We start from the raw sequence: 21,959 nt of genomic DNA, 5'->3' as shown, positions 1-21,959 counted from the left end.
GTTGCCCCCACTTTACTTGCGCAGCTTGGCCAGTTCGCCCATCAGGTCCTTGACGGTGCTTTCGCCGACGCTGGCCGCGTATTTGTCGATCACCGGCTTCATCTTTTCGCGCAGCTTGGCTTGCTCGGCGGGCGCCAGCTCGCTCACCAGCATGCCGGCTTTCTTCAGCTGGTCCAGCTGCGACGCTGCCAGCTCGCGCGATACCGCGCGCTGGTATTTGCCGGCCTCAAGGGCCGCATCCTGCAGTATCTGTTTTTCAGCAGCGCTCATGGTGTCCCAGACCTTCTTGCTCAAGATCACCGACTGCGGGTTGTACTGGTGGTTGGTGAGGGCCAGGTGTTTCTGGACTTCAGCGAAGCGGTTGGACAGGATGACGCTAATTGGGTTTTCCTGCCCGTCCACGGCTTTTTGCTCAAGCGCGGCATACAGCTCCGGAAAGGCCAGTGGTGTCGGGTTGGCGTCGAGTGCCTTGACCCAGTCGATGTTGATCGGATTCGGGATCACGCGCAACTTCAGGCCGGCGAGGTCTTCCACCTTGACAATCGGCCGACGGCTGTTGGTCACGTTGCGGAAACCGAGCTCCCAGTAGGCCAGCCCGACGATGCCTTTTTCAGCCAGCTTGGCATGCAGTGACGAGCCGAAAGGCCCGTCCACAATGGCATCGGCTTCGCGCGCCGTGGTGAACAGAAAGGGAAAGTCGTACACCGCAAACTCTTTGACCTGCGCCGCGAGGATGCCCGAGTTGAGGATGGTCATCTCGACCGTGCCGCCCTGTACGGCCGACACAGTCTGCGCGTCCCCGCCCAGGACGCCGCCGGGAAACAGATTGAGTTTGATTTTGCCGCCGGATTTGGCGGCCACAATTTCGGCCAGTTTTTCTGCGCCCATCACGGCCGGATGGCCCTTGGGGTTCTGCAAACCAACTTTGAGCGTGCGCTCTTTGATGTCTTGCGCTGCAGCGAGGCCGCTGCCAGCAACAAAGGTGACGATGACGGCCAGAGCCTTGATAAAGGTGTGTTTCATGCGGAGTCTCCTGTGGCGATGTGCCTGTTTGAGACCAAAATGTACTAACTAGTTAGTTTGGTGTCATCGGGGTTTCCCCTCGGGCCTTGAAAACAGGCCCCGGCCCTCAGGCGTTGACGAAGCGCACCACCATTTCGGCGATGTTGGCGCGGCGCGCGGCGACGGCGGCGCGGGACTCGAGGTCGCGCTTGAATATCAGCGAGAAAGTATGGTGATTGGACACGTTGAAAAAACTCAGTGCGCTGATCGACATGTGCAGATCGACCGGGTCCACCCCGGCACGAAAAACCCCCTGGGCGACCCCGCGTTCATACACCTCGCTGACCGCCTTGATGGCAGGCACGTTGAGCTGCTGAATGGTTTTGCTTTGCGCGAGGAACTCGCCGCGGTGGATGTTCTCGTTCATCACCAGGCGGATGAAATCCGGGTTGGCCAGCTGGTAATCGACCGTGAACTCCACCAGCTTTCGCAGGGCCAGCTCCGGCTCCAGGTCCTCCAGATGAAGCTGTGTCTCGATCGCCCGGATCCGGCTGTAGGCCTGCTCCAGTACGGCGATGTACAAGCCCTCTTTGCTACCAAAATAGTAGTAAATCATGCGCTTGCTGGTGCGGGTGGTTTCAGCAATCACATCGATCCGGCCACCAGCCAGGCCTTTTTCTGCAAACTCCCGCGTGGCCATGTCAATGATGTCCGCGCTGGTTCGCTGCGGATCGTTGGTCCGGTCCGGCGCCCGACGGGCTCGACCAGCTGGCACGGTCGCTTTTGCAGGGGAAGCTGCCCGTGTGCCGGATTTTTTGTTGCTGGTCATGCCCGAAGTTTAGAAGAAGTCCTTGTGCAGGCGGCGATGCCGCCCTGGACGGGTCATCACAAGGCAGCCAGGGTGTCCTCCCAGCGCTGAATCCACTGAGGCTGCTCGCCAGAAAAAGCGCCAAGCAACAGGCCGGGCGTTACCGTCACCGGCCCGTTTTTGAGCTTCATCTTCACCAGCACTTCGGCGTGCCGGGCCTCCCCGACAAAAAAGCCGTGGCTGAACCAGGCGCACCGGTTGTCTGCAAACACCACCTGGGTCTCTACCCTCACCCGCATGAACAGGCGTATGGGCTGGCTGAACTTGACCATCTGCGCAGCGTTGACAAAGCTGTAGCCGCTGGCCAGTGTTTTCTGGATGAGCCCGGTCTGCAGCATGTAATCGACCTGCGCCGACTCGGCGAGTTGCAGGTATTTGTCGCTTTTGAGTGTGGCGATGCCGGTGTCAAAAGGCGTGATGAAGAAGCGGGCCGATGTGCGCGCCTGCGGCAGCGCCGTGTTGTAGCGCCACAGCGCAAACAGAATGGTCAAGAAATTTCTGAGCAGACCTGACATCAACAGCTCCTGCGCCGGGGTGGCGCTGACCCGTCAAGTATCTCCCGCCCCGGGCCCGGTGTCTGAATTTATATGGAATTCAGGCCTCCAGCCCTTACGCTATTTGCAGCAACAGCTATCAAATACATAGCAAACTGGAGGCCGGGTCCGGCTGATCAGGCCCCGCTGACCGTTAGGGTTCTGACACGCGGCCCGCAGCCGCCTTGTCAGTCGGCTTGCTTATTGCGGCTCAATCTTCGCGTCGCGGATGGCCTTGGCCCACTTCACGGTTTCCATCGCGTTGCGCTGGGCCAGTGCTTCAGGCGTGCCGGGCTCCACCGCAAAACCGATGGCCGAAAATTTTTCCTGGATGTCTTTGCTTTGCGCGGCGGCATTGACGGCCTGGTTGAGCTTGGCGACGATGTCGGGCGGTGTGCCAGCCGGTGCAAACACCGCAAAGTAGGCGATCAGCTCGTAGTCTTTCAGGCCCAGGGCTTCGTTGACGGTGGGCAGCTCGGGGATGGCCGGTGAGCGTTTGGTCGATGTCACGGCCAGGCCACGAATCTTGCCACCTTTGACCTGGGGCAACATGACGGCAAAGTCGGCGGTGAACATCATCACCTGGCCGCCAATGAGGTCGGTCATGGCGGCAGGGCCGCTTTTGTAGGGCACGCTGGTGAACGAAATGCCCGTCATGCTGGCCAGCATTTCAGAAGAGACAAGCTGCGAGGTGCTGGCACTGGCTGAGGTGATGTGGCCTGCCTTGGTTTTACCCAGGGCCACCAGCTCACGCAGGTTTTTGGCGGGCACGTCGTTGTTGACGGCGACGATCAGCGGCACCGAGCCTATGTAACCCACCGGTGTGAAAGCGGTGTCCTGGTTGTAGGGCAGCGTTTTCATCAGGCTTTTAAGGGCAGCGTTGGTGCTGTTGGTGCCGATGAGAATGGTGTAACCGTCAGGTGCCGACTTGGCCACCGCGTCTGCCCCCAGCATGCCGTTGACGCCGGGCTTGTTCTCCACCACAACGGTCTGACCCAGGGTCTCCGTCATCTTGGCTGCAAAAGCACGGCCAATCTGGTCGGTGGCGCTGCCCGCAGCAAACGGCACGATGGCCTTGATCGGCTTGTTCGGGAAGGCCTGGCCAAAAGCGGTGAAAGAAAGGCTGGCCAGGGCCAGGAAAAGAATCGACTTGCACTTCATGGTGTTGTCTCCTGTATAAAAATTATAAAAACCGAAACCAACTTGCACTCATTCGACCGACATGCCGAGAATGGCCGAACTCAGGCATTTGCCGTGCGCGTCCAGCGCCAGCGACCGGGTAACGCCGCCGCCCAGCGCGTCGTGCAAAACAAAGTTTAAGGCACCCAGCTGGGGCAGCACATAACGGTCGACATCGCCTTTGACGATGTCGCCATAGTATTGGCGCACACGCTCGGCCGTGATGCAGCGTTCAATGGCGGCGAAGTCCTTCAGGTCGAAGGCAATGACAGAAATGGTGGACCGGTTTCCCTTGTCTCCGGTGCGGGAGTGGGCAATGTCGCGCAGCAGCATGTGTTTCAAAGCTCCATCGTTGTCACGCTGGTCCGGACAAGATCGCGCGGCACCAGCACCGACACCGCAGCAATCACCTCACGGACCGACTTGGTGACACCGCCACCACTGGCCGGACCGTTGAGGTACATCGCCTCTACCTCGTTGGCCACACGTTCCGCCTCTTTGCGGGTGGTCACACGCATGGCCACACGGGCCCGGACTTCGTAGGGCTCATAACCAGCGGCCAGGCTTGGGCCATGAATCGCATTCACGCCAATCAGCTCATAACGGCTGTCCAGCGCCTGAATGCCTGAGGCGTCCAGCCGCTGGCGTAGCACGTCCAGTGCAAGCTGGCCGCGCGCCTGCGCACCCAGGCCAGCGTAGGAGATTTGCCCCTCGCCGATAAAGCCGTCGCGGTGGCCCACGGTGACTTTCAGGCTGGCCGGGCGCTGGCGGCCCGTGGCGCCTTCAACACGCACCCTGTTGGGCGCCACCTGGGTCAGCGTGACGCCTGAAAAATCTGCCGCCACGTCGGGTTGCAGGTAGCTGGCGGGGTCTTCAATCTCATACAAAAGCTGCGCCGTGCAGGTGGCGACGGTGACACAACCGCCCGAACCTTCCACTTTGGTAATGATGGCGTGCCCTTCTGCCGACACTTCTGCGAAGGGAAAGCCCAGATTGGCCAGGTCGGGCACGTCGCGGTAACCCGGGTCGGCAAAATACCCACCGGTGACTTGCCCCGCGCACTCCAGCAGATGGCCGATAACGGTGCCCTGCCCCATTTTTTGCCAGTCCGACATGGACCAGCCAAACTCGTGGATGAGCGGAGCAAGAAACAGGGCGGGGTCGGCCACACGACCGGTGATGACCACATCCGCACCCCGTTGAAGTGCTTCTACCAGCGCCTCGGCGCCGATGTAGGCATTGGCTGAAAGCACCGAGCTGCCCAGCGACTGCAGCGCTGCGCCGCTTTCCATGATGGTCAACGCCTGCTCATGGATGAGCGGCAACACATCGTCTCCGTGAACCACCGCCACCTTCAGGCGGGCCAGGCCCAGCTCGCGCGCGATTTTGATGACTTCTTCGCCGGCTGCCTGGGGGTTGGCAGCGCCCATGTTGGTGATGATCTTCACGCCCTTGCTGGCGCATGAAAGCAGCACTGCCTCCATGCGGTCCCGGAGCAAGGGGTCAAAGCCAAGACGGGCGTCCTGGCTGCGCTCAAGCTGCGCCAGGGCGATGGTGCGCTCTGCCAGGCACTCGAACACCAGATAGTCGAGATCGCCCTTGTCTGCCAACTCGACGGCGGGCGGAATGCGGTCACCCGAATAGCCGGCGCCGGCGCCGATGCGAATGGTTTTGGGGGAGGTGTCGGTCACGGATGTCCTGGCTTGCAAGTTCAACATGGCAGCGTCGCCAAGGACGAACTATGAAGGAAGCAGAGCTAGCTGTAAATTCAATCTTGAATGGCCCGCCGTTGTTGCGGGCGACGACAGTGGCTCAGGCGACATGGCTCTCGGATCGAGTCCGGGATGACAAATGCTGGACGGTGACATGAACTGCTCTGTCATTGCGGGCAGAGCCTGTCCCGGACTCGATCCGGAAACCCGCAATCCATGCTCGTAGGCCCATTCAGGCGCGAGGTGCCGCAGACCCCGACTATTGAGCGTTTCAAAATTCATGACATTCAGAACGCTCAATCCCTCACCCCGACCCTCTCCCAGAGGGCGAGGGTGAAAACGGACCAATTCACTGTCGTGTATTTGAAAAAAATCAATAAACTCCCTCCATGGCTACTTCCTCCCCCTCTGACGCGCCCAAGGGCGCGCCCCGCTCACTGTCAGGCCTGCTGCCTTTTCTGCGCCCTTACCGCGGCAGGATTGTGCTGGCCGGGTTCTTTCTTGTCATGGCCGCCGTGGCCACGCTGGTGTTTCCGCTGGCCTTGCGCAGCCTGATTGATGGGGGCCTGAATGCGGCAGACAAGGGGGCGCAGGTGTTGGCGCTGCGCGAGCACTTCGTCGCCCTGTTCGCGGTGGCGGTGGCACTGGCGCTGTTTTCTGCCGGTCGCTTTTACATGGTTAGCTGGTTGGGCGAACGCGTGACGGCCGACCTGCGCAATGCGGTCTACGGCCATGTGGTACGCCAGAGCCCGGAGTTTTTTGAAACCACGCAGACCGGCGAGGTGCTGTCGCGCCTGACCGGCGACACCACGCTGGTGCAGACCGTGGTCGGTTCGTCGCTGAGCATGGGCCTGCGCAATGCAGTCATGGGCGTGGGCGCGCTCGGCATGCTGGTCTACACCAACCCCTACCTGATGGTCCAGGTGCTGGGCGTGCTGGTGTTGATCGTGCTGCCCTCGGTGTGGTTTGGCCGGCGCGTGCGCAAGCTTTCGCGCGCCAGCCAGGACCGGGTTGCCGACTCCAGCGCGATTGCCGCCGAGGTGCTTAACGCCATTCCGGTGGTGCAAAGCTACACCGCCGAGGCACGCGAGTCGGCGCGTTTTGATGCCTCGACCCAGGACGCCTTCGACACCGCCGTGCGGCGCACGCGCGCACGCTCGGTGCTGATTGCCTTCATCATCATCGCCACATCGGGCGCGCTGCTCTGGGGGCTGTACCAGGGCACGCAGGCCGTGATGCGCGGTGACATCACGGCCGGCCACCTGGGCCAGACCGTGGTTTACGTGATCATCCTGGCCGGCGCGACCGCAGTGCTCGGCGAGGTCTATGGCGATCTGCTGCGCGCCGCAGGTGCCACCGAACGCCTGATGGAGCTGCTGGAGACACGTTCTCCCGTCACTTCACCATCAAATCCAGCTCTAGCCCCCGCCGTGCTTGCGGGAAGTGCTATCAAATTCGAAGCGGTCGACTTTCATTACCCATCGCGCCCGCTGCAGGCGGCGCTTAGCGGTTTTTCGCTGGAGGTGGCACCGGGCGAAACCGTGGCGATTGTCGGGCCCAGCGGCGCGGGCAAAAGCACTGTGTTCCAGCTGCTGCTGCGTTTTTACGACCCGGCCTCGGGCCGCATTGAACTCGACGGTGTGCGAACCGCCGACATGGCGCTGCACGAGCTACGCCAGCGCATCGGCATCGTGCCGCAGGACGCGGTGATTTTTTCAAGCAGCGCGCTGGAGAACATTCGTTACGGCAAGCCGCAAGCCAGCGACGACGAGGTCAGGGCTGCGGCAAGTGCTGCGTTTGCGCATGAGTTCATCATGGCCCTGCCCGAAGGCTACGACACTTTTCTGGGCGAGCGCGGGGTGCGCCTGTCCGGTGGCCAGCGCCAGCGTATTGCAATTGCCCGCGCCATGCTGAAAAACCCGCCGCTGCTGCTGCTGGACGAAGCCACCAGCGCACTCGACGCCGAAAGCGAACGCATGGTGCAGGCGGCGCTGGAGTCGGCGATGAAGGGCCGTACCACGCTGGTGATTGCACATCGGCTGGCCACGGTGCAGCAAGCCAATCGCATCCTGGTGCTGGACCATGGCCGGCTGGTGGAGCAGGGCACCCATGCCGAACTGGTCGAGCGTGGCGGCATTTACGCCCGGCTGGCGGCGCTGCAGTTCAATGCCTGAGGCTCCGGCCGTCATGCCGGACTTGATCCGTGATTCATACCGCATGAACCACGGCTCTAAGCCTCCACCCTAAAACCCCTGTTATGCGTTTGTCGCATAAAGAAACGCCAAGCTGGCCTTGGACAGCGGCACGCCACACGCCTAAGCTCTGCGCATTGACCTTTCCACAAGGAGTTTTTCATGTTGCCAGCTTCCGGCCCCAATGCCGCCCCCGGCACCCATTGCCAGCCCTCATACCTGCAGGCCGACCAGCTCGGTCCCTGGGGCAACTACCTGCAACAGGTCGACCGCGTGATACCGCACCTGGGCAGCTTGGCGCGCTGGGCCGAAACGCTCAAGCGCCCCAAGCGCATCCTGATTGTGGATGTGCCCATCCACCTGGATGACGGCACGGTGGCGCACTTTGAAGGCTACAGGGTGCAGCACAACGTCTCACGCGGGCCCGGCAAGGGTGGCGTGCGTTTTCACCAGGACGTGACACTGTCCGAAGTGATGGCCTTGTCGGCCTGGATGTCGATCAAGAACGCGGCGGTCAACGTGCCTTACGGTGGCGCCAAAGGCGGCATTCGCGTTGATCCGAAGAAACTGTCGCGCGGCGAGCTGGAGCGCATGACGCGCCGCTACACCAGCGAGATCGGCATCATCATCGGCCCCAACAAAGACATCCCCGCACCCGACGTCAACACCAACGAGCAGATCATGGCCTGGATGATGGACACCTACTCGATGAACACCGGCTCTACTGCCACCGGCGTGGTCACCGGCAAACCGGTCGATCTGGGCGGCTCGCTGGGGCGGCGCGAAGCGACCGGGCGCGGTGTATTCACTGTGGGCGCAGAAGCAGCCAAACACATTGGGCTGGACATTGCTGCCTCCCGGGTGGCGGTGCAGGGCTTTGGCAATGTGGGCGGCGTGACCGGCAAGCTGTTTGCAGAGGCCGGTGCACGCATTGTGGCGGTGCAGGACCACGGTGGCACGATTTACCGCGAGGCCGGGCTGGACGTGCCTTCGCTGCTCAAGCATGTGGCGGAGACCGGCAGTGTGGCCGGCTTTGCGCAGGCCGAGAAAATTGCCGATGACAAGTTCTGGGAAGTCGATTGCGAGATCCTGATCCCCGCCGCGCTGGAGCAACAGATCACCAAAGACAACGCCGGCCGTATCAAGGCCCGCATGATCATTGAAGGCGCCAACGGCCCGACCACGCCCGAAGCCGACGACATTTTGCAGGAACGCAACATACTGGTGCTGCCCGACGTGATTGCCAATGCCGGCGGCGTGACGGTCAGCTATTTTGAATGGGTGCAGGATTTCTCAAGCTTCTTCTGGGACGAGGCCGAAATCAACGCGCGCCTGGTGCGCATCATGAAAGAAGCCTTCGCCGGTGTCTGGCAGGTGTCGCAGGACAACAAGGTCAGCCTGCGCACGGCGACGTTTATTGTGGCTTGCAAGCGCATCTTGCATACGCGTGAGTTGCGCGGCCTCTACCCCTGATCAGTTGAGCATTACTCCCCGGCTCCATTTCAGCAGGGGCCGCGGAACCGGCTTTGCCGGGCCGCAGGCGCAGCGGCCCCCGCTGGGGGCAGGGAGCTACGCGCAGTGAGCGACCGTGGGGGTCATTGAAGCGTCTCTTTCACGGCCGCAGGCAGCGGCAAGGGCATCACCTCAATGCCCTCCTCGATCAGTTCCATCGCTTGGGTCCGGCTGGCTTGGCCGCGGATGCTGCGCTGCTCGGCATCCCCGTAATGCATGGCGCGTGCCTCGTCGGCAAAGCGTTCGCCCACGTCTTCGGTGTTGGCCATGACCTGGCGCAAGGCCTGCAGAAACTCCGCCTGCCTGACGGAACCGTCGACAACCGGAGTGGCGTCGTGCGCTGAACTGATGGCAGCACTTGCGGCAGGTACCGAGAGCTCGCGCGAAGCGGAGGCTGCTGGCGACGCCTCAGCCACTGCGCCCAAATTGAGGCGGGGCGCACTCGGCATTTTCTGGATGGCGGGGTCGGCGCACAAGGGGCAGGTCACCAGGCCTCGAGCGAGTTGGCCCTGAAAATCATCTTCCGAGCCAAACCAGCCTTCAAAGGCGTGCTGGTACGAACACTGGAGATTGAGGACTTTCATGCCCTGATTATCGGGCCCTGTCCGGGCCAGCGCTGTCCTGCCAGTCCAGAACCCATGCACCCGACAAGACGTTTTGCAGCCAGAGCGCACCCGTCAGGGTCTTGCCGTCGGTGACACGGCCATCGCTGCACCATTGCAGCAACTCGGCCGGACTGGCCGTGAACACGTCGAGGAATTCGCCTGCATCAAGCTGGCGCTTACCGGCGGTCAGGTCCCTGGCAAACCAGATGTCGATAAACTCGGTGGAGTAGGAAATCACCGGGTGCATCACGCCAGCGCGGGCCCAACGGCGCGCGGTGTAGCCGGTTTCTTCCAGCAACTCACGTTGCGCACAGGCCAACGAGTCTTCGCCGACATCGAGCTTGCCCGCAGGCAATTCGACCATCACGGCATGCACGGGGTAGCGGTACTGGCGTTCGAGCACCAGGCGGCCGTCATCGAGCTGGGCGATGATCATTACCGCGCCGGGATGGCGCACATACTCGCGAGAAGCTTTCCTGCCGTTTGGCAAACGCACGGTGTCGCGAAAGGCATGCAGAAAATGCCCCTTGAGCAGTTCGTGGCTGGTGAGCGTGTGCTCCTGGAGGTGAGCGTCGTCTGCCTTGCCGGGAGGCGCCGAGGGCGAGTCAGCCGGCACCATGCTCAGCGGTGTTTGAAGAGGTGGCGGTAGACAAAGCCCGGAAAGGCGAAGGTGATAAACAACGTGCCAGTGATCGCATAAAACTCCCAGCCCTGCGGCGCGATCTGCCCAGCCCGCTGCTCCAGAAACAAGCCGATGCCGCCGACCACGAAGTACCAAAACACCATTTCGGCCACTCGCACCGCGAGCATCTTGGGTCCGGTCAGGGGAAATACCGCAAGCAGCCGGTTGCTGATAAAAGGCAGATTGGCGGCCAGCAAAGCCAGCGCCACCACCAGCCAGACTGAAAAAGTTTGCGTCATACGGTTCAAGTCCCCAGGGATTTAACGACACTGGCGATCGCTTGGGTGCACAAGGTCATCAGCCCACCGGGCATGAGGCCGAGCAGCAGCACCAGCGCACCATTGATGGACAGCACCACGCGGGCATCTGCCGGTGCATCAATGGCGGTCGGCATGCCGGTGTTGGGCGCATCAAAATACATCACCTTGACCACACGCAGGTAATAGAAGGCGCCGACCAGCGACATCATCACGGCAAACACGGCGAGCACGACGTACAGGGTTTGCTGCGAGGACACCAGCGCCTGCAGGACGCCCAGTTTGGCATAGAAGCCGACGACGGGCGGCACGCCGGCCAGCGAGAACATGCAGACGGCCATGACACCGGCAAACAGCGGGCTGCGCTGGTTCAGGCCGGCCAGGTCGGTGATTTCCTCGGATTCATGGCCAACCCGCGCGAGCAGCAAAATAATGCCGAAGACCGCAAGGGTGGTCAGCACGTAAGTGATGACATAAAACATGGCCGCGCCGTAGGCGGATTCGGCATTGAGCTGGTTGCCGTTGACCACACCGGCCAGCAAGGCCAGCAGCAGAAACCCCATCTGCGAGATGGTGGAAAAAGCCAGCATGCGCTTGAGGTTGGACTGCGCAATGGCCGCCAGGTTACCCACCAACAGCGAGCCTATCGCAAGGATGGCGAGCATCTGCTGCCAGTCGATGGCCAGTGGCAGCATGCCCTGCACCAGCAGACGGATACAGATGGCGAAGGCCGCGAGCTGCGGCGCGGCGCCGATCAGCAGGGTGATGGCGGTGGGTGCGCCCTGGTAAACGTCGGGCAGCCACATGTGGAAAGGCACGGCGCCGAGCTTGAAGGCCAGGCCGGCCACAATGAAGACCAGGCCGAACACCAGCACCGAGTGTTTCACCTGGCGGCTGGCAATGGCCTTGTAAACCTCGCCCACGTCCAGCGAGCCGGTGGCGCCGTACATCATCGACAGGCCATACAGCAGGAAGCCCGATGCCAGTGCACCGAGTACAAAATACTTCATCGCCGCCTCGGTCGCCGTGGCATTGTCGCGGCGCAGCGCCACCAGCGCGTAGCTGCACAGCGTCATCAACTCCAGGCCCATGTAGATCACCAGGAAGTTGTGGCCGGAGATCATCACGAACATGCCCAACAGCGCAAACATGGCCAGCGTGAACAGCTCGCCGCCGCGCAGCATCTGCCGATCTGCGGCATAGGGGCGCGCATACACCAGAGTGACCATCATGGCAATCGATGCGAAACACTTCAACCAGTTAGCCATGGGGTCGCTCACCACCATGTTACCGAAGCCGTAAACCGTGTTGCCGCCGATGGCATACGCCGCCGTCAGCGCGGCCACCACGGCCAGCGTCAACAGGGTCAGCACATAGGTCAGCGTGCGCTGCGGGCTTTTGACGCCCAGGTCCACCAGCAAGATGACACAAGCCATCGTCAACAGAACGATTTCCGGGTAAACCGCGATCCAACTGAGTTTGTCAATCATCTGAATTCTTAGGGAAGGGTTGCTTAGGGGAGCTTGGAGACAGCGACATGCTTGAGCAGGCTGGCCACCGAGCTGTCCATCACATCGGTGAAGGGCTTGGGATAAATGCCCATGACCATCACGGCTATCGCCAGCAGGGACAGCATCAGGAACTCGCGGCCGTTGATGTCGGTCAGGCCCTTGACGTCGTCATTGGTGACAGGCCCGAGGTACACCCGCTTGAACATCCACAGCGTGTAAGCCGCACCAAAAATCAGGGCGGTCGACGCACCCAGGCCGATCCAGAAATTGAACTTGATGGCACCCAGGATGACCATCCACTCGCCGACAAAACCGGCCGTGGCCGGCAGGCCGCAGTTGGCCATGGCAAACAGCAGCGCAAACGCGGTGAACTTGGGCATGGTGTTGACGACGCCGCCGTAACTCGCAATCTCGCGCGAGTGCACGCGGTCGTACAACACGCCGATGCACAAAAACATGGCGCCTGAGACAAAAGCGTGCGCGATCATCTGCACGATGCCGCCGGACACGCCGAGGTCGTTGAAGATGAAAAAGCCCAGCGTCACAAAACCCATGTGGGCCACCGAAGAATAGGCCACCAGCTTTTTCATGTCCTGCTGGACCATGGCGACCAGGCCCACATAAATCACCGCGATCAGCGACAGCGCAATCATCAACCAAGCCCATTCACGCGCGGCATCGGGTGCAATCGGCATCGAAAAGCGCAGGAAGCCGTAAGCGCCCAGCTTGAGCATGATGGCCGCCAGCACGGCGGAGCCGCCGGTAGGCGCTTCCACGTGCACATCGGGCAACCAGGTGTGCACGGGCCACATCGGCACCTTGACGGCAAAAGCGGCAAAAAAAGCGAAGAACAGGAAAGTCTGCGCCGAAGCACTCAGCGGCAGGGTGTACCAGGTGGTCAGATCAAAGCTGCCGCCAGACTTAACGTACAGAAAGATCAGCGCGATCAGCATTAGCAAGGAGCCAAGCAGCGTGTAAAGGAAAAACTTGAAGGCGGCGTAAATCTTCTTCGGGCCGCCCCAGATACCGATGATCAGGTACATCGGGATCAGCGTCGCCTCGAAAAACACATAAAACAACATGCCGTCGAGTGCGACAAACACGCCGATCATCAGTCCGCTGAGGATCAGAAAGGCCGCCATGTACTGGTTCACGCGGCTGGTGATGGACTCCCAGCTCGCGATGATGACGACCACGTTGATGAAGGCCGTCAGCAGCACAAACCACATCGAGATGCCGTCCACGCCGAGGTGGTAGTTGATGTCAAAGCGGTCGATCCATGCGGCCTTTTCGACGAACTGCATCGCAGCCGTGCCCAGTTCAAAGCCGCTGTACAGCGGCAGGGTCACCAGAAAACTGACCAGGGCGCCGATCAGCGCGATCCAGCGCACGCTGCGCGCCTGCTCGTCACGTCCGAGCGCCAGCAGCACGACGCCGAAAAAGATCGGCGTCCAGATGGCAAGACTCAACAATCCCATTTTTGTTATTCCTATTGGCTTACTTGTTGAGCAGTTCTTTGATCATCGGCCAGGTCGCGAAATAGCTGATCAGGATGAAGATGCCCATGATCATGGCCAAAGCGTAGTGGTAGATGTAGCCGGTCTGAACCTTGCGCACGACGCTGGAGACCCAGCCCACCAGTTTCCAGGAGCCATTGACCAGTGCGCCGTCGATCATTTTCTCGTCGCCGCCCTTCCAGAGGCCGATACCGAGTCCGCGAGCACCGCGTGCCAGCACGTTTTCATTGAACCAGTCCATGTAGTACTTGTTTTCGAGCAGTGTGTAGAGCGGTTCCACCCGGCGCTTGATGGCTGCTGGCAGCGCTGGGTTGACGATGTACAGGTAGTAAGCCAAGGCCACACCAGCGAGCGCGAGCCAGAATGGCGGCGCCGTCAGGCCGTGCAAGGCCATTTGTACCGGACCGTGGTAAATTTTGATCAACTCGGTCATGGCCGGATGTTTGTCGGCATTGACCGTGATCGCGTCTTTCAGAAAATCGCCGATCAGCATGGCGTCAATCGTCATGAAACCGATGACCACCGAGGGGATAGCCAGCAACAGCAGCGGCGCCGTCACCACCCACGGTGACTCGTGCGGAGCGTGATGCGTCTCGTGGCCATGGTGATCATCGTGATGGCCATCGTGGTGGGCATCGGGGTTCTGGTCAAAACGCTCCTTGCCATGAAAAACCAGGAAATACATCCGGAAAGAATAGAAGGCGGTCACAAACACCCCGGCCAGCACCGCAAAGTAGGCAAAGCCTGCGCCGGGCAGATTGCTGAAATAAACCGCTTCAATAATTTCATCCTTCGAATAAAACCCGGAAAACAGCGGCGTACCGATCAGGGCCAGGGAGCCAATCAGTGCCGTGATCCAGGTGATGGGCATGTACTTGCGCAGGCCTCCCATCCAGCGAATGTCCTGGTTGTGGTGCACCCCCATGATGACCGAGCCCGCTGCCAAAAACAGCAAGGCCTTGAAGAAAGCATGGGTCATCAGGTGGAAAACCGCCATCGAATAGGCCGAAGCACCGAGGGCCACCGTCATGTAGCCCAACTGCGACAGTGTCCAATAAGCCACCACAGGCTTGATGTCGTTCTGGATGATGCCGAGGAAACCCATGAACAGCGCGGTGATTGCGCCGATGACCATGATGAAGCTGAGCGCCGTGTCACTGAGCTCAAACAGCGGCGACATACGTGCCACCATGAAGATGCCGGCGGTCACCATGGTGGCCGCGTGGATCAATGCCGAGATCGGCGTCGGACCCTCCATCGAATCAGGCAACCAGACATGCAGCGGGACCTGCGCCGACTTGCCCATGGCGCCAATGAACAGGCAAATGCAGATCACGGTGATCAGCAGCCAGTCGGTGCCGGGAAGGTTGAGGCTGGCAATTTCGCCCGACTTCGCAAACACTTCGGCGTAGTTGAGCGTGCCCGTGTAAGCGGCCAGCAGGCCGATGCCCAGAATGAAACCGAAGTCACCGACACGGTTGACCAGGAAGGCCTTCATGTTGGCGAAGATGGCCGTCGGCTTGTTGTACCAGAAACCGATCAGCAGGTAAGACATCAGGCCCACCGCCTCCCAGCCAAAAAACAGCTGTAGCATGTTGTTGCTCATGACCAGCATCAGCATGGAGAAGGTGAACAGCGAGATGTAGGCGAAGAAGCGGTTGTAACCTTCGTCTTCTTCCATGTAGCCGATGGTGTAGATGTGAACCATCAGCGAGACAAAGGTGACCACACACATCATCATCGCCGTCAGGCCATCGACCAGAAACCCGATCTCCATCTTCAGGCCGCCGACCACCATCCAGGTGTAAAGCGTCTCGTTAAAACGCGCACCGTCGATCGCCACGCTTTTGAGTGTCATGGCCGAAAGAATGAAAGCCACCAGCACGCCGACGATGGTTAGCGTGTGCGACAGGCGGCGGCCTATCCAGTTGCCGCCGAAGGTGGTGCCGAAAATACCGGCCAGCACGGCACTGGCCAGCGGCGCCATCGGGACCGCAAGCAGCGTTGCGGCGGAAAGGGTTTGGCTCATGTTTTAACCGTCCGTCGGGCCGCCCCAAGGAAAAATGCACCCTCTCGGGGGGCAGCGTAGTACGCGAAGCGACAAGCGTGGGGGCTCATATTCTTATCCCTTGAGCGTGTTGAGTTCGTCGACGTTGATGCTGGACTTGTTGCGGAACAGCAGCACGAGGATGGCCAGACCGATGGCGGATTCGGCAGCGGCCACGGTCAGGATGAAAAATACGAAAATCTGGCCGGCCATGTCGTTGAGGTAATAGGAGAAGGCCACGAAGTTCATGTTGACGGCCAGCAGCATCAGCTCAATGGCCATCAACAGCACAATCAGGTTCTTGCGGTTCAGGAAGATGCCGATCACCGACAAGGCAAACAGGATGGCGCCCAAAGTCAGGAAATGTCCCAGCGTGACCATCATGCTTTGTCCTCTGTGGCTGCGACCGCCGGTGCCGCCACCGTTGGCTGGATCTTCACAAGGCTGACTCGGTCTGCGCTCTTGACGCGAATCTGGTCTGCCGGATTGATGTACTTGGAGTCCTTGCGCTCCCGCAGGGTCAGCGCAATCGCCGCAATGATGGCCACAAGCAGGATCACAGCCGCAATTTCAAGCGGGTAGACATACTCTGAGTACAGCACCTTGCCAAGCTCCTTGGTGTTGGACACCTGCTCCACCGCCTGCCCCGCCAGCGCGAGCGTGGCTTTCGGCTCCTGGCTCGGCCGGAAGCCACCGATCAGGACGGCCGCCATCTCGAGGGCAATCAGCGTGCCGACAGTGGCGGCGAGAGGAAAGTGCTTCCAGAAGTTCTTACGCACGCCGTCCATATTGATATCAAGCATCATCACGACGAACAGGAAGAGCACCATCACCGCGCCGACATACACCAGCACCAGGGTGATTGCCAGGAACTCGGCCTTCAGCAGTATCCAGACCGCAGCAGCCTGGAAAAATGCCAGCACCAGGTACAGGGCCGCATGCACCGGGTTGCGGGCGGTGATCACCTTGAATGCCGCAAACAGCAGCACCAAAGCGAAGACATAAAAGAGACCTGTTCTAGCGTCCATGTTCTGCAAATCTTTCTTGAGCCAGCATCTGTCTGGGTTGTTCAGCGGTACTTGGCATCCACAGCGCGGTTGGCTGCAATTTCTTTTTCGTAACGGTCGCCCACGGCCAGCAGCATGTCTTTGGTGAAGTAAAGGTCGCCGCGTTTTTCGCCGTGGTATTCAAAAATATGCGTTTCAACGATGGAATCAACTGGGCAGCTTTCCTCGCAGAAACCGCAAAAAATGCATTTGGTCAGATCAATGTCATAACGCGAGGTACGACGGCTGCCGTCTTCACGCACATCGGACTCGATGGTGATAGCCATGGCCGGGCACACCGCCTCACAGAGCTTGCAGGCGATACAGCGCTCTTCACCGTTTTCATAACGGCGCAGTGCATGCAGTCCGCGAAAGCGCGGGCTCAGCGGTGTTTTCTCTTCCGGGAACTGGATGGTGATCTTCCGGCTGAACATGTATTTGCCGGTCAGGGCCATGCCCTTAAACAGCTCGGTCAGCATGAAGCTGGAGAAAAAATCCTTGACGGAGGCGACGGCACTCATAATGATTTCCTGCGCAACTGAGGCATATAAGCAATTCTTTTCAAGCAGGGGCCGCGGAACCGGCTTAGCCGGGCCGCAGGCGCAGCGGCCCCCTCGGGGGGCAGTGCATTACACGAAGTGAAAAGCGTGGGGGCCATAGTCACTTCCAGATGTTGTAGGGCGTCTGCATCCAGGCCCCAACCACGACGAGCCAAACCAGCGTCACGGGGATGAAAATCTTCCAGCCCAAGCGCATGATCTGGTCGTAACGGAAACGTGGGAAGGTGGCACGCACCCAGAGGAACATGGTCACAACAACAAAGGTCTTGGCGCCCAGCCAGATCCAGCCAGGAATAAAGGACAGGAATTCAAACGGCGGGAGCCAGCCACCTAGAAACAGGATGACCGCCAGGATGGCGACCAGCCACATGTTGGCGTATTCGGCCAGGAAGAACATCGCAAAGGACATGCCCGAGTATTCGACCATGTGGCCGGCCACGATCTCCGACTCGCCCTCCACCACGTCAAACGGGTGGCGGTTGGTCTCCGCCAGGCCGGAGATGAAATACACGACAAAAATCGGCAACAGTGGCAACCAGTTCCAGGACAGAAAATTCATGCCGTAACCCACGCCCATGCCCTTGGCCTGGCCCATCACGATGTCGGTCATGTTGAGGCTGGCGGAAACCATCAGCACCACGACCAGGCAAAAACCCATCGCAATTTCGTAGCTGACCATTTGCGCCGAGGCACGCATCGCACCCAAAAACGCGTATTTGGAATTCGATGCCCAGCCAGCGATGATCACACCATAAACTTCGAGCGAAGTGATGGCCATCAGGAACAGCAGGCCCGCGTTGATGTTGGCCAGCGCCACATCCGGTCCGAAAGGAATCACCACCCAGGCGACCAGCGCCGGCATGATGGTCATGATCGGTCCCAGCACAAACAGGCCCTTGCTGGCCGCTGTCGGGATGATGATTTCCTTGGTCAGCAGCTTGAGCGCATCGGCAATCGGCTGCAACAGACCGAAGGGACCGATGCGGTTGGGGCCCAGACGGATCTGGGTAAAACCAATCGCCTTGCGTTCCCACAGGGTGAGGTAAGCCACGCAGCCCATCAGCGGCAGCAAGACGCAGACAATCTTGATCAGCGTCCAGATGACCGGCCACACCGTGCCGGGCCAGATACCGCCCATCAATCCCTGGCCAGCGTTGAAGAGAGTGTCAATCATGCGGCAACTCCTCCAGCAGCGACGCGCCGTGCATCGCCGGTCAACTGCAGCGACGTTGCGCGCCGCACCAGGCTGTCGAGCTGGTAAATACTGGCGACGACCGGAGCGCCCTGCCCTGCGGCCAATTGAATGGCCGATGTGGTGCTGTTGTCCAGGCTGCCCGCAGGCACCTGAGCCTGCTGTACGCCCTGTATCTGCTTGAGCACATCCTGCGAGGATTCGAATTCAAAACCGGGCAGCTCCAGCAGGTTCGCCAGCACGCGAAGCACCTTCCAGGCCGGCCGTGCCTCGCCCAGGGGCTTGACTACCGCATGGAAGCTTTGGACCCGGCCTTCGGCGTTGACAAAGGTCCCGGGTGTTTCGGTAAATGGCGAAATCGGCAGCAGCACATCGCTGAAGTCCATGTTGGCCTTGAAGGGACTCAGGGTCACGACCATTTGCGCGGCATTGAGCGACGCCTTGGCCGCAGCACCGGCTGCCGAATCGAATTCAGGTTCGGTGTTGAGCAACACCACCGCTTTGAGCTTGCCTCCCAGCATTTGCCCCGCGTCCATGCCCTTGCCTGACGGCAGGGCTCCTGCGAGTTGAGCGCCCACTGTATTGGCCGCTTCGGTCAGGTAACCCACGCTGGCGCCAGTTTGCGCAGCGATCCAGTTGGCCAGCGCCAGCAGGCTGCCGGCCTGGGCGTGATGTGCCGCAGCATTGCCCAGCAGTATGGCCTTGCGTTCGCCACCCATCAGGGATTTGGCGATGGCCTTGGCGGCATCTGTCGCCTGGCCCGAAGCGGGAGCGGCCACGCCCTTGTCCGCAGCAATCGCGGTGGCGACATCGGCCAGCGCCTGCGCCCAGCCAGCCGATCCGGCCAGCACAGGGTTGGCCACCGGCATGGCCCAGGCGTCGGCAAGCGCCAGCTCCGCTGCGGAATTGATAACACTCAAGGCGCAACCCTTGCGAACGGACTGGCGAATTCGCTGTGCAAACAGCGGATGGTCCTTGCGCAGGTTGGAGCCCACGACAAGCACACGCTGCAGTTGCGACAGGGAGGCAATGGAGGTGCCTAGCCAGCGCGCGCCGGCGTGTGGGGCAAATTCGGCGTTGCGCAGACGGTAATCAATGTTGTCGCTGCCCAGGCCACGCATCAGCGATGCCGCCAGGTACAGCTCTTCGAGCGTGCTGTGCGGGCTGACCAATGTGCCGATGCTGCCCGCGCCATGATCAGCCTTGATCTGCTTGAGGCCGTTGGCCACGTACTCGAGTGCGGCCTGCCAGTCCACAGCTTTCCACTGACCGCCCTGCTTGATCAGGGGACTTTTCAGGCGCTCATCGCTGCCCAGCGCTTCGTAAGAGAAACGATCCCGGTCGGCAATCCAGCACTCGTTGACATCTTCGTTTTCCAGAGGCACGACACGCATGACCTGGTTGTTCTTGACCTGGACGATCAGGTTGGCGCCGGTCGAGTCGTGCGGGCTGACCGACCTGCGGCGCGACAACTCCCAGGTGCGGGCGCTGTAGCGGAAAGGTTTGCTGGTCAACGCGCCCACCGGGCAAATGTCGATCATGTTGCCGGACAGCTCGGAGTCGACCGACATGCCGACGAAGGTTTCAATCTCGGCATGTTCGCCACGGTGCGACATGCCAAGCTCCATCACGCCGGCGACTTCCTGGCCGAAACGCACGCAGCGCGTGCAGTGGATGCAGCGGCTCATCTCTTCCATCGAAATCAGCGGCCCGACATCCTTGTGGAACACCACCCGCTTTTCTTCTTCGTAACGCGAACCGCTGCTGCCATAACCTACCGCCAGATCCTGTAGCTGGCACTCTCCGCCCTGGTCGCAAATCGGACAATCAAGCGGGTGGTTGATCAGCAAAAACTCCATCACACCCTTCTGGGCCTTGATGGCTTTGTCGCTCTTGGTGTGCACGATCATGCCCTGCATCACGGGCGTGGCACAGGCCGGCATGGGCTTGGGCGCCTTCTCGACGTCGACCAGGCACATGCGGCAATTGGCGGCGATGCTGAGCTTCTTGTGATAGCAGAAATGCGGAATGTAGGTGCCGGCCTTTTCGGCTGCATGCATCACCGTGCTGCCTTCGAGCACTTCCACTTTCTGACCGTCGAGTTCTATTTCAATCATAAAATTCAAGCGCTCCGCGCTTCTGTGCTCACCCTCTCCCTCTGGGAGAGGGTCGGGGTGAGGGCTTCAACGCGGGGTGATTTGATCATGGCCTCAAACTCATGACGGAAATGCTTGATCATGGCGCGCACCGGCATGGCCGCAGCATCACCGAGCGCGCAGATGGTGCGACCCTGGATGTTGTCGGCCACCGAGTTGAGCAGGTCCAGGTCGGTCTGCCGGCCTTGACCCTTGTGAATGCGGTCCACCATGCGCCAGAGCCAGCCAGTGCCTTCGCGGCACGGCGTGCACTGGCCGCAGGACTCGTGCATGTAGAAATAGGACAGGCGCTTGAGCGACTCGACCATGCAGCGACTGTCGTCCATCACGATCACGGCGCCCGAACCCAACATCGAGCCGGCCTTGGCAATCGAGTCGTAGTCCATGGTGCATTCCATCATGATGGAAGCCGGCAATACGGGTGCGGAGGAACCGCCGGGAATCACCGCCTTGAGCGTGCGGCCCTTGCGCACGCCGCCGGCCAGCTCCAGCAGCTTGCGGAAGGGTGTGCCCATGGGGACTTCGTAGTTGCCGGGCAACTCCACGTCACCGGACACCGAATAGATCTTGGTGCCGCCGTTGTTGGGCTTGCCGCATTCGAGGTAGGCCTGGCCGCCATTGCGGATGATCCAGGGCACGGCCGCAAAGGTCTCGGTGTTATTGATGGTGGTCGGCTTGCCGTACAGGCCAAAACTCGCCGGGAAAGGCGGCTTGAAACGCGGCTGGCCTTTTTTACCCTCCAGCGACTCCAGCAAGGCGGTTTCCTCGCCGCAAATGTAGGCGCCGAAGCCGTGCGATGCATGCAACTGGAAGCTGAAGGCGCTGCCAAGAATTTTGTCGCCGAGCAGGCCTGCGGCGCGGGCTTCTTCCAGCGCTTCTTCAAACCGCTGGTAGGTCGCGAAAATTTCGCCGTGGATGTAGTTGTAGCCAATGCTGATACCCATGGCGTAGGCGGCAATCGCCATGCCTTCGATCACGCTGTGCGGGTTGTACTGCATGATGTCGCGGTCTTTGCAGGTGCCCGGCTCGCCCTCGTCCGAGTTGCAGACCAGGTACTTCTGGCCCGGAAACTGGCGCGGCATGAAGCTCCACTTCAGCCCGGTCGGAAAACCGGCACCGCCGCGGCCACGCAGGCTGCCGGCCTTGACTTCGGCAATGACCTGGTCCGGTGTCATGCCCGGGCCATCGCCCTGCGCGAGAATCTTGCGAAGGGCCTGGTAACCACCACGCGCTTCATAGTCTTTCAGCCGCCAGTTATTGCCGTCAAGATCGGCCAGGATTTGCGGACTGATATGGCGACCGTGAAAGCTGGTCTGCACACCAGTGGCGGCGAACTGCGACAGCAGGTTTTGCGCTGCGGAATTGGCCATCTGGGCGGAAAGCGTCAT

The 21,959-nt window shown here is 60.6% G+C and carries 20 protein-coding genes; 2 read left to right on the top strand and 18 right to left on the bottom strand.

The features are described from left to right. Positions 1 to 12 precede the first annotated feature (12 nt). From Q8O29_RS17635 to Q8O29_RS17610, 6 genes are all read right to left on the bottom strand, one after another. Positions 13 to 1,023, bottom strand: coding sequence for a TRAP transporter substrate-binding protein (locus tag Q8O29_RS17635; protein WP_305565166.1), 1,011 nt, complete (start codon positions 1,021 to 1,023; stop codon positions 13 to 15). 106 nt (positions 1,024 to 1,129) lie between these two features. Further along, complete coding sequence (locus Q8O29_RS17630) at positions 1,130 to 1,831, bottom strand: TetR/AcrR family transcriptional regulator (RefSeq protein ID WP_305565164.1); 702 nt, start codon at positions 1,829 to 1,831, stop codon at positions 1,130 to 1,132. A gap of 56 nt (positions 1,832 to 1,887) precedes the next feature. Then, complete coding sequence (locus Q8O29_RS17625) at positions 1,888 to 2,385, bottom strand: thioesterase family protein (RefSeq protein ID WP_305565162.1); 498 nt, start codon at positions 2,383 to 2,385, stop codon at positions 1,888 to 1,890. A 219-nt stretch (positions 2,386 to 2,604) separates the two neighbouring features. Beyond that, positions 2,605 to 3,564, bottom strand: coding sequence for a tripartite tricarboxylate transporter substrate binding protein (locus tag Q8O29_RS17620; protein WP_305565160.1), 960 nt, complete (start codon positions 3,562 to 3,564; stop codon positions 2,605 to 2,607). A gap of 48 nt (positions 3,565 to 3,612) precedes the next feature. Then, entirely contained in the window at positions 3,613 to 3,915 is a 303-nt protein-coding gene (locus Q8O29_RS17615) for a hypothetical protein (RefSeq protein ID WP_305565158.1), read from the bottom strand. 5 nt (positions 3,916 to 3,920) lie between these two features. Then, on the bottom strand, positions 3,921 to 5,300 hold the full coding sequence (locus Q8O29_RS17610) for an acyclic terpene utilization AtuA family protein (protein ID WP_371134269.1): 1,380 nt from the start codon (positions 5,298 to 5,300) through the stop codon (positions 3,921 to 3,923). Positions 5,301 to 5,683: 383 nt separating this feature from the next. On the opposite strand from Q8O29_RS17610, the gene Q8O29_RS17605 reads away from it, so the two are divergent. Further along, positions 5,684 to 7,468 carry an ABC transporter transmembrane domain-containing protein gene (locus tag Q8O29_RS17605; RefSeq protein WP_305565154.1) on the top strand — a complete coding sequence of 595 codons (1,785 nt, stop codon included), beginning with the start codon at positions 5,684 to 5,686 and terminating at the stop codon, positions 7,466 to 7,468. A 180-nt stretch (positions 7,469 to 7,648) separates the two neighbouring features. Further along, positions 7,649 to 8,959: a Glu/Leu/Phe/Val dehydrogenase gene (locus Q8O29_RS17600; protein ID WP_305565152.1), complete on the top strand. Its 1,311-nt coding sequence runs from the start codon at positions 7,649 to 7,651 to the stop codon at positions 8,957 to 8,959. Between the two features lie 122 nt (positions 8,960 to 9,081). On the opposite strand, the gene Q8O29_RS17595 is transcribed toward Q8O29_RS17600, so the two are convergent. From Q8O29_RS17595 to nuoF, 12 genes are all read right to left on the bottom strand, one after another. After that, positions 9,082 to 9,582, bottom strand: coding sequence for a DUF1178 family protein (locus tag Q8O29_RS17595; RefSeq protein WP_305565150.1), 501 nt, complete (start codon positions 9,580 to 9,582; stop codon positions 9,082 to 9,084). Positions 9,583 to 9,589: 7 nt separating this feature from the next. Beyond that, complete coding sequence (locus Q8O29_RS17590; RefSeq protein ID WP_305565148.1) at positions 9,590 to 10,222, bottom strand: NUDIX domain-containing protein; 633 nt, start codon at positions 10,220 to 10,222, stop codon at positions 9,590 to 9,592. A gap of 2 nt (positions 10,223 to 10,224) precedes the next feature. Further along, a complete protein-coding gene (locus Q8O29_RS17585; RefSeq protein ID WP_305565146.1) occupies positions 10,225 to 10,524 on the bottom strand; it encodes a DUF2818 family protein in 300 nt (99 codons plus the stop codon). 5 nt (positions 10,525 to 10,529) lie between these two features. Continuing rightward, a complete protein-coding gene (gene nuoN, locus Q8O29_RS17580; protein WP_305565144.1) occupies positions 10,530 to 12,032 on the bottom strand; it encodes an NADH-quinone oxidoreductase subunit NuoN in 1,503 nt (500 codons plus the stop codon). A 23-nt stretch (positions 12,033 to 12,055) separates the two neighbouring features. Next, a complete protein-coding gene (locus tag Q8O29_RS17575) occupies positions 12,056 to 13,531 on the bottom strand; it encodes an NADH-quinone oxidoreductase subunit M (protein ID WP_305565142.1) in 1,476 nt (491 codons plus the stop codon). 19 nt (positions 13,532 to 13,550) lie between these two features. Then, positions 13,551 to 15,599 (bottom strand): NADH-quinone oxidoreductase subunit L, encoded by a 2,049-nt coding sequence (nuoL, locus tag Q8O29_RS17570; protein WP_305565140.1) that lies wholly within the window; start codon positions 15,597 to 15,599, stop codon positions 13,551 to 13,553. A 93-nt stretch (positions 15,600 to 15,692) separates the two neighbouring features. After that, entirely contained in the window at positions 15,693 to 16,001 is a 309-nt protein-coding gene (gene nuoK / locus Q8O29_RS17565; RefSeq protein ID WP_188709032.1) for an NADH-quinone oxidoreductase subunit NuoK, read from the bottom strand. Further along, a complete protein-coding gene (locus Q8O29_RS17560) occupies positions 15,998 to 16,645 on the bottom strand; it encodes an NADH-quinone oxidoreductase subunit J (RefSeq protein ID WP_305565137.1) in 648 nt (215 codons plus the stop codon). Before Q8O29_RS17560 ends, nuoK begins: the two co-directional genes overlap by 4 nt. Before the next feature lie 41 nt (positions 16,646 to 16,686). Next, entirely contained in the window at positions 16,687 to 17,184 is a 498-nt protein-coding gene (gene nuoI, locus Q8O29_RS17555; protein ID WP_305565135.1) for an NADH-quinone oxidoreductase subunit NuoI, read from the bottom strand. Positions 17,185 to 17,323: 139 nt separating this feature from the next. After that, positions 17,324 to 18,397: an NADH-quinone oxidoreductase subunit NuoH gene (gene nuoH / locus Q8O29_RS17550; RefSeq protein WP_305565133.1), complete on the bottom strand. Its 1,074-nt coding sequence runs from the start codon at positions 18,395 to 18,397 to the stop codon at positions 17,324 to 17,326. Next, entirely contained in the window at positions 18,394 to 20,532 is a 2,139-nt protein-coding gene (nuoG, locus tag Q8O29_RS17545) for an NADH-quinone oxidoreductase subunit NuoG (protein WP_305565131.1), read from the bottom strand. Before nuoG ends, nuoH begins: the two co-directional genes overlap by 4 nt. Positions 20,533 to 20,537: 5 nt before the next feature. Next, positions 20,538 to 21,959 carry an NADH-quinone oxidoreductase subunit NuoF gene (gene nuoF / locus Q8O29_RS17540; RefSeq protein WP_305565129.1) on the bottom strand — a complete coding sequence of 474 codons (1,422 nt, stop codon included), beginning with the start codon at positions 21,957 to 21,959 and terminating at the stop codon, positions 20,538 to 20,540.

Source organism: Polaromonas sp. (genome assembly GCF_030689685.1).
GTDB lineage: Bacteria > Pseudomonadota > Gammaproteobacteria > Burkholderiales > Burkholderiaceae_C > Polaromonas.
This window is presented reverse-complemented; position numbering and strand designations above follow the sequence as displayed.

What these genes read in the sequence shown, in the direction of transcription:
- Q8O29_RS17635 (WP_305565166.1), bottom strand. Translation starts at nt 1,023, where the DNA reads ATGAAACACACCTTTATCAAGGCTCTGGCCGTCATCGTCACCTTTGTT.
- Q8O29_RS17630 (WP_305565164.1), bottom strand. Translation starts at nt 1,831, where the DNA reads ATGACCAGCAACAAAAAATCCGGCACACGGGCAGCTTCCCCTGCAAAA.
- Q8O29_RS17625 (WP_305565162.1), bottom strand. Translation starts at nt 2,385, where the DNA reads ATGTCAGGTCTGCTCAGAAATTTCTTGACCATTCTGTTTGCGCTGTGG.
- Q8O29_RS17620 (WP_305565160.1), bottom strand. Translation starts at nt 3,564, where the DNA reads ATGAAGTGCAAGTCGATTCTTTTCCTGGCCCTGGCCAGCCTTTCTTTC.
- Q8O29_RS17615 (WP_305565158.1), bottom strand. Translation starts at nt 3,915, where the DNA reads ATGCTGCTGCGCGACATTGCCCACTCCCGCACCGGAGACAAGGGAAAC.
- Q8O29_RS17610 (WP_371134269.1), bottom strand. Translation starts at nt 5,300, where the DNA reads ATGTTGAACTTGCAAGCCAGGACATCCGTGACCGACACCTCCCCCAAA.
- Q8O29_RS17605 (WP_305565154.1), top strand. Translation starts at nt 5,684, where the DNA reads ATGGCTACTTCCTCCCCCTCTGACGCGCCCAAGGGCGCGCCCCGCTCA.
- Q8O29_RS17600 (WP_305565152.1), top strand. Translation starts at nt 7,649, where the DNA reads ATGTTGCCAGCTTCCGGCCCCAATGCCGCCCCCGGCACCCATTGCCAG.
- Q8O29_RS17595 (WP_305565150.1), bottom strand. Translation starts at nt 9,582, where the DNA reads ATGAAAGTCCTCAATCTCCAGTGTTCGTACCAGCACGCCTTTGAAGGC.
- Q8O29_RS17590 (WP_305565148.1), bottom strand. Translation starts at nt 10,222, where the DNA reads ATGGTGCCGGCTGACTCGCCCTCGGCGCCTCCCGGCAAGGCAGACGAC.
- Q8O29_RS17585 (WP_305565146.1), bottom strand. Translation starts at nt 10,524, where the DNA reads ATGACGCAAACTTTTTCAGTCTGGCTGGTGGTGGCGCTGGCTTTGCTG.
- nuoN (WP_305565144.1), bottom strand. Translation starts at nt 12,032, where the DNA reads ATGATTGACAAACTCAGTTGGATCGCGGTTTACCCGGAAATCGTTCTG.
- Q8O29_RS17575 (WP_305565142.1), bottom strand. Translation starts at nt 13,531, where the DNA reads ATGGGATTGTTGAGTCTTGCCATCTGGACGCCGATCTTTTTCGGCGTC.
- nuoL (WP_305565140.1), bottom strand. Translation starts at nt 15,599, where the DNA reads ATGAGCCAAACCCTTTCCGCCGCAACGCTGCTTGCGGTCCCGATGGCG.
- nuoK (WP_188709032.1), bottom strand. Translation starts at nt 16,001, where the DNA reads ATGATGGTCACGCTGGGACATTTCCTGACTTTGGGCGCCATCCTGTTT.
- Q8O29_RS17560 (WP_305565137.1), bottom strand. Translation starts at nt 16,645, where the DNA reads ATGGACGCTAGAACAGGTCTCTTTTATGTCTTCGCTTTGGTGCTGCTG.
- nuoI (WP_305565135.1), bottom strand. Translation starts at nt 17,184, where the DNA reads ATGAGTGCCGTCGCCTCCGTCAAGGATTTTTTCTCCAGCTTCATGCTG.
- nuoH (WP_305565133.1), bottom strand. Translation starts at nt 18,397, where the DNA reads ATGATTGACACTCTCTTCAACGCTGGCCAGGGATTGATGGGCGGTATC.
- nuoG (WP_305565131.1), bottom strand. Translation starts at nt 20,532, where the DNA reads ATGATTGAAATAGAACTCGACGGTCAGAAAGTGGAAGTGCTCGAAGGC.
- nuoF (WP_305565129.1), bottom strand. Translation starts at nt 21,959, where the DNA reads ATGACGCTTTCCGCCCAGATGGCCAATTCCGCAGCGCAAAACCTGCTG.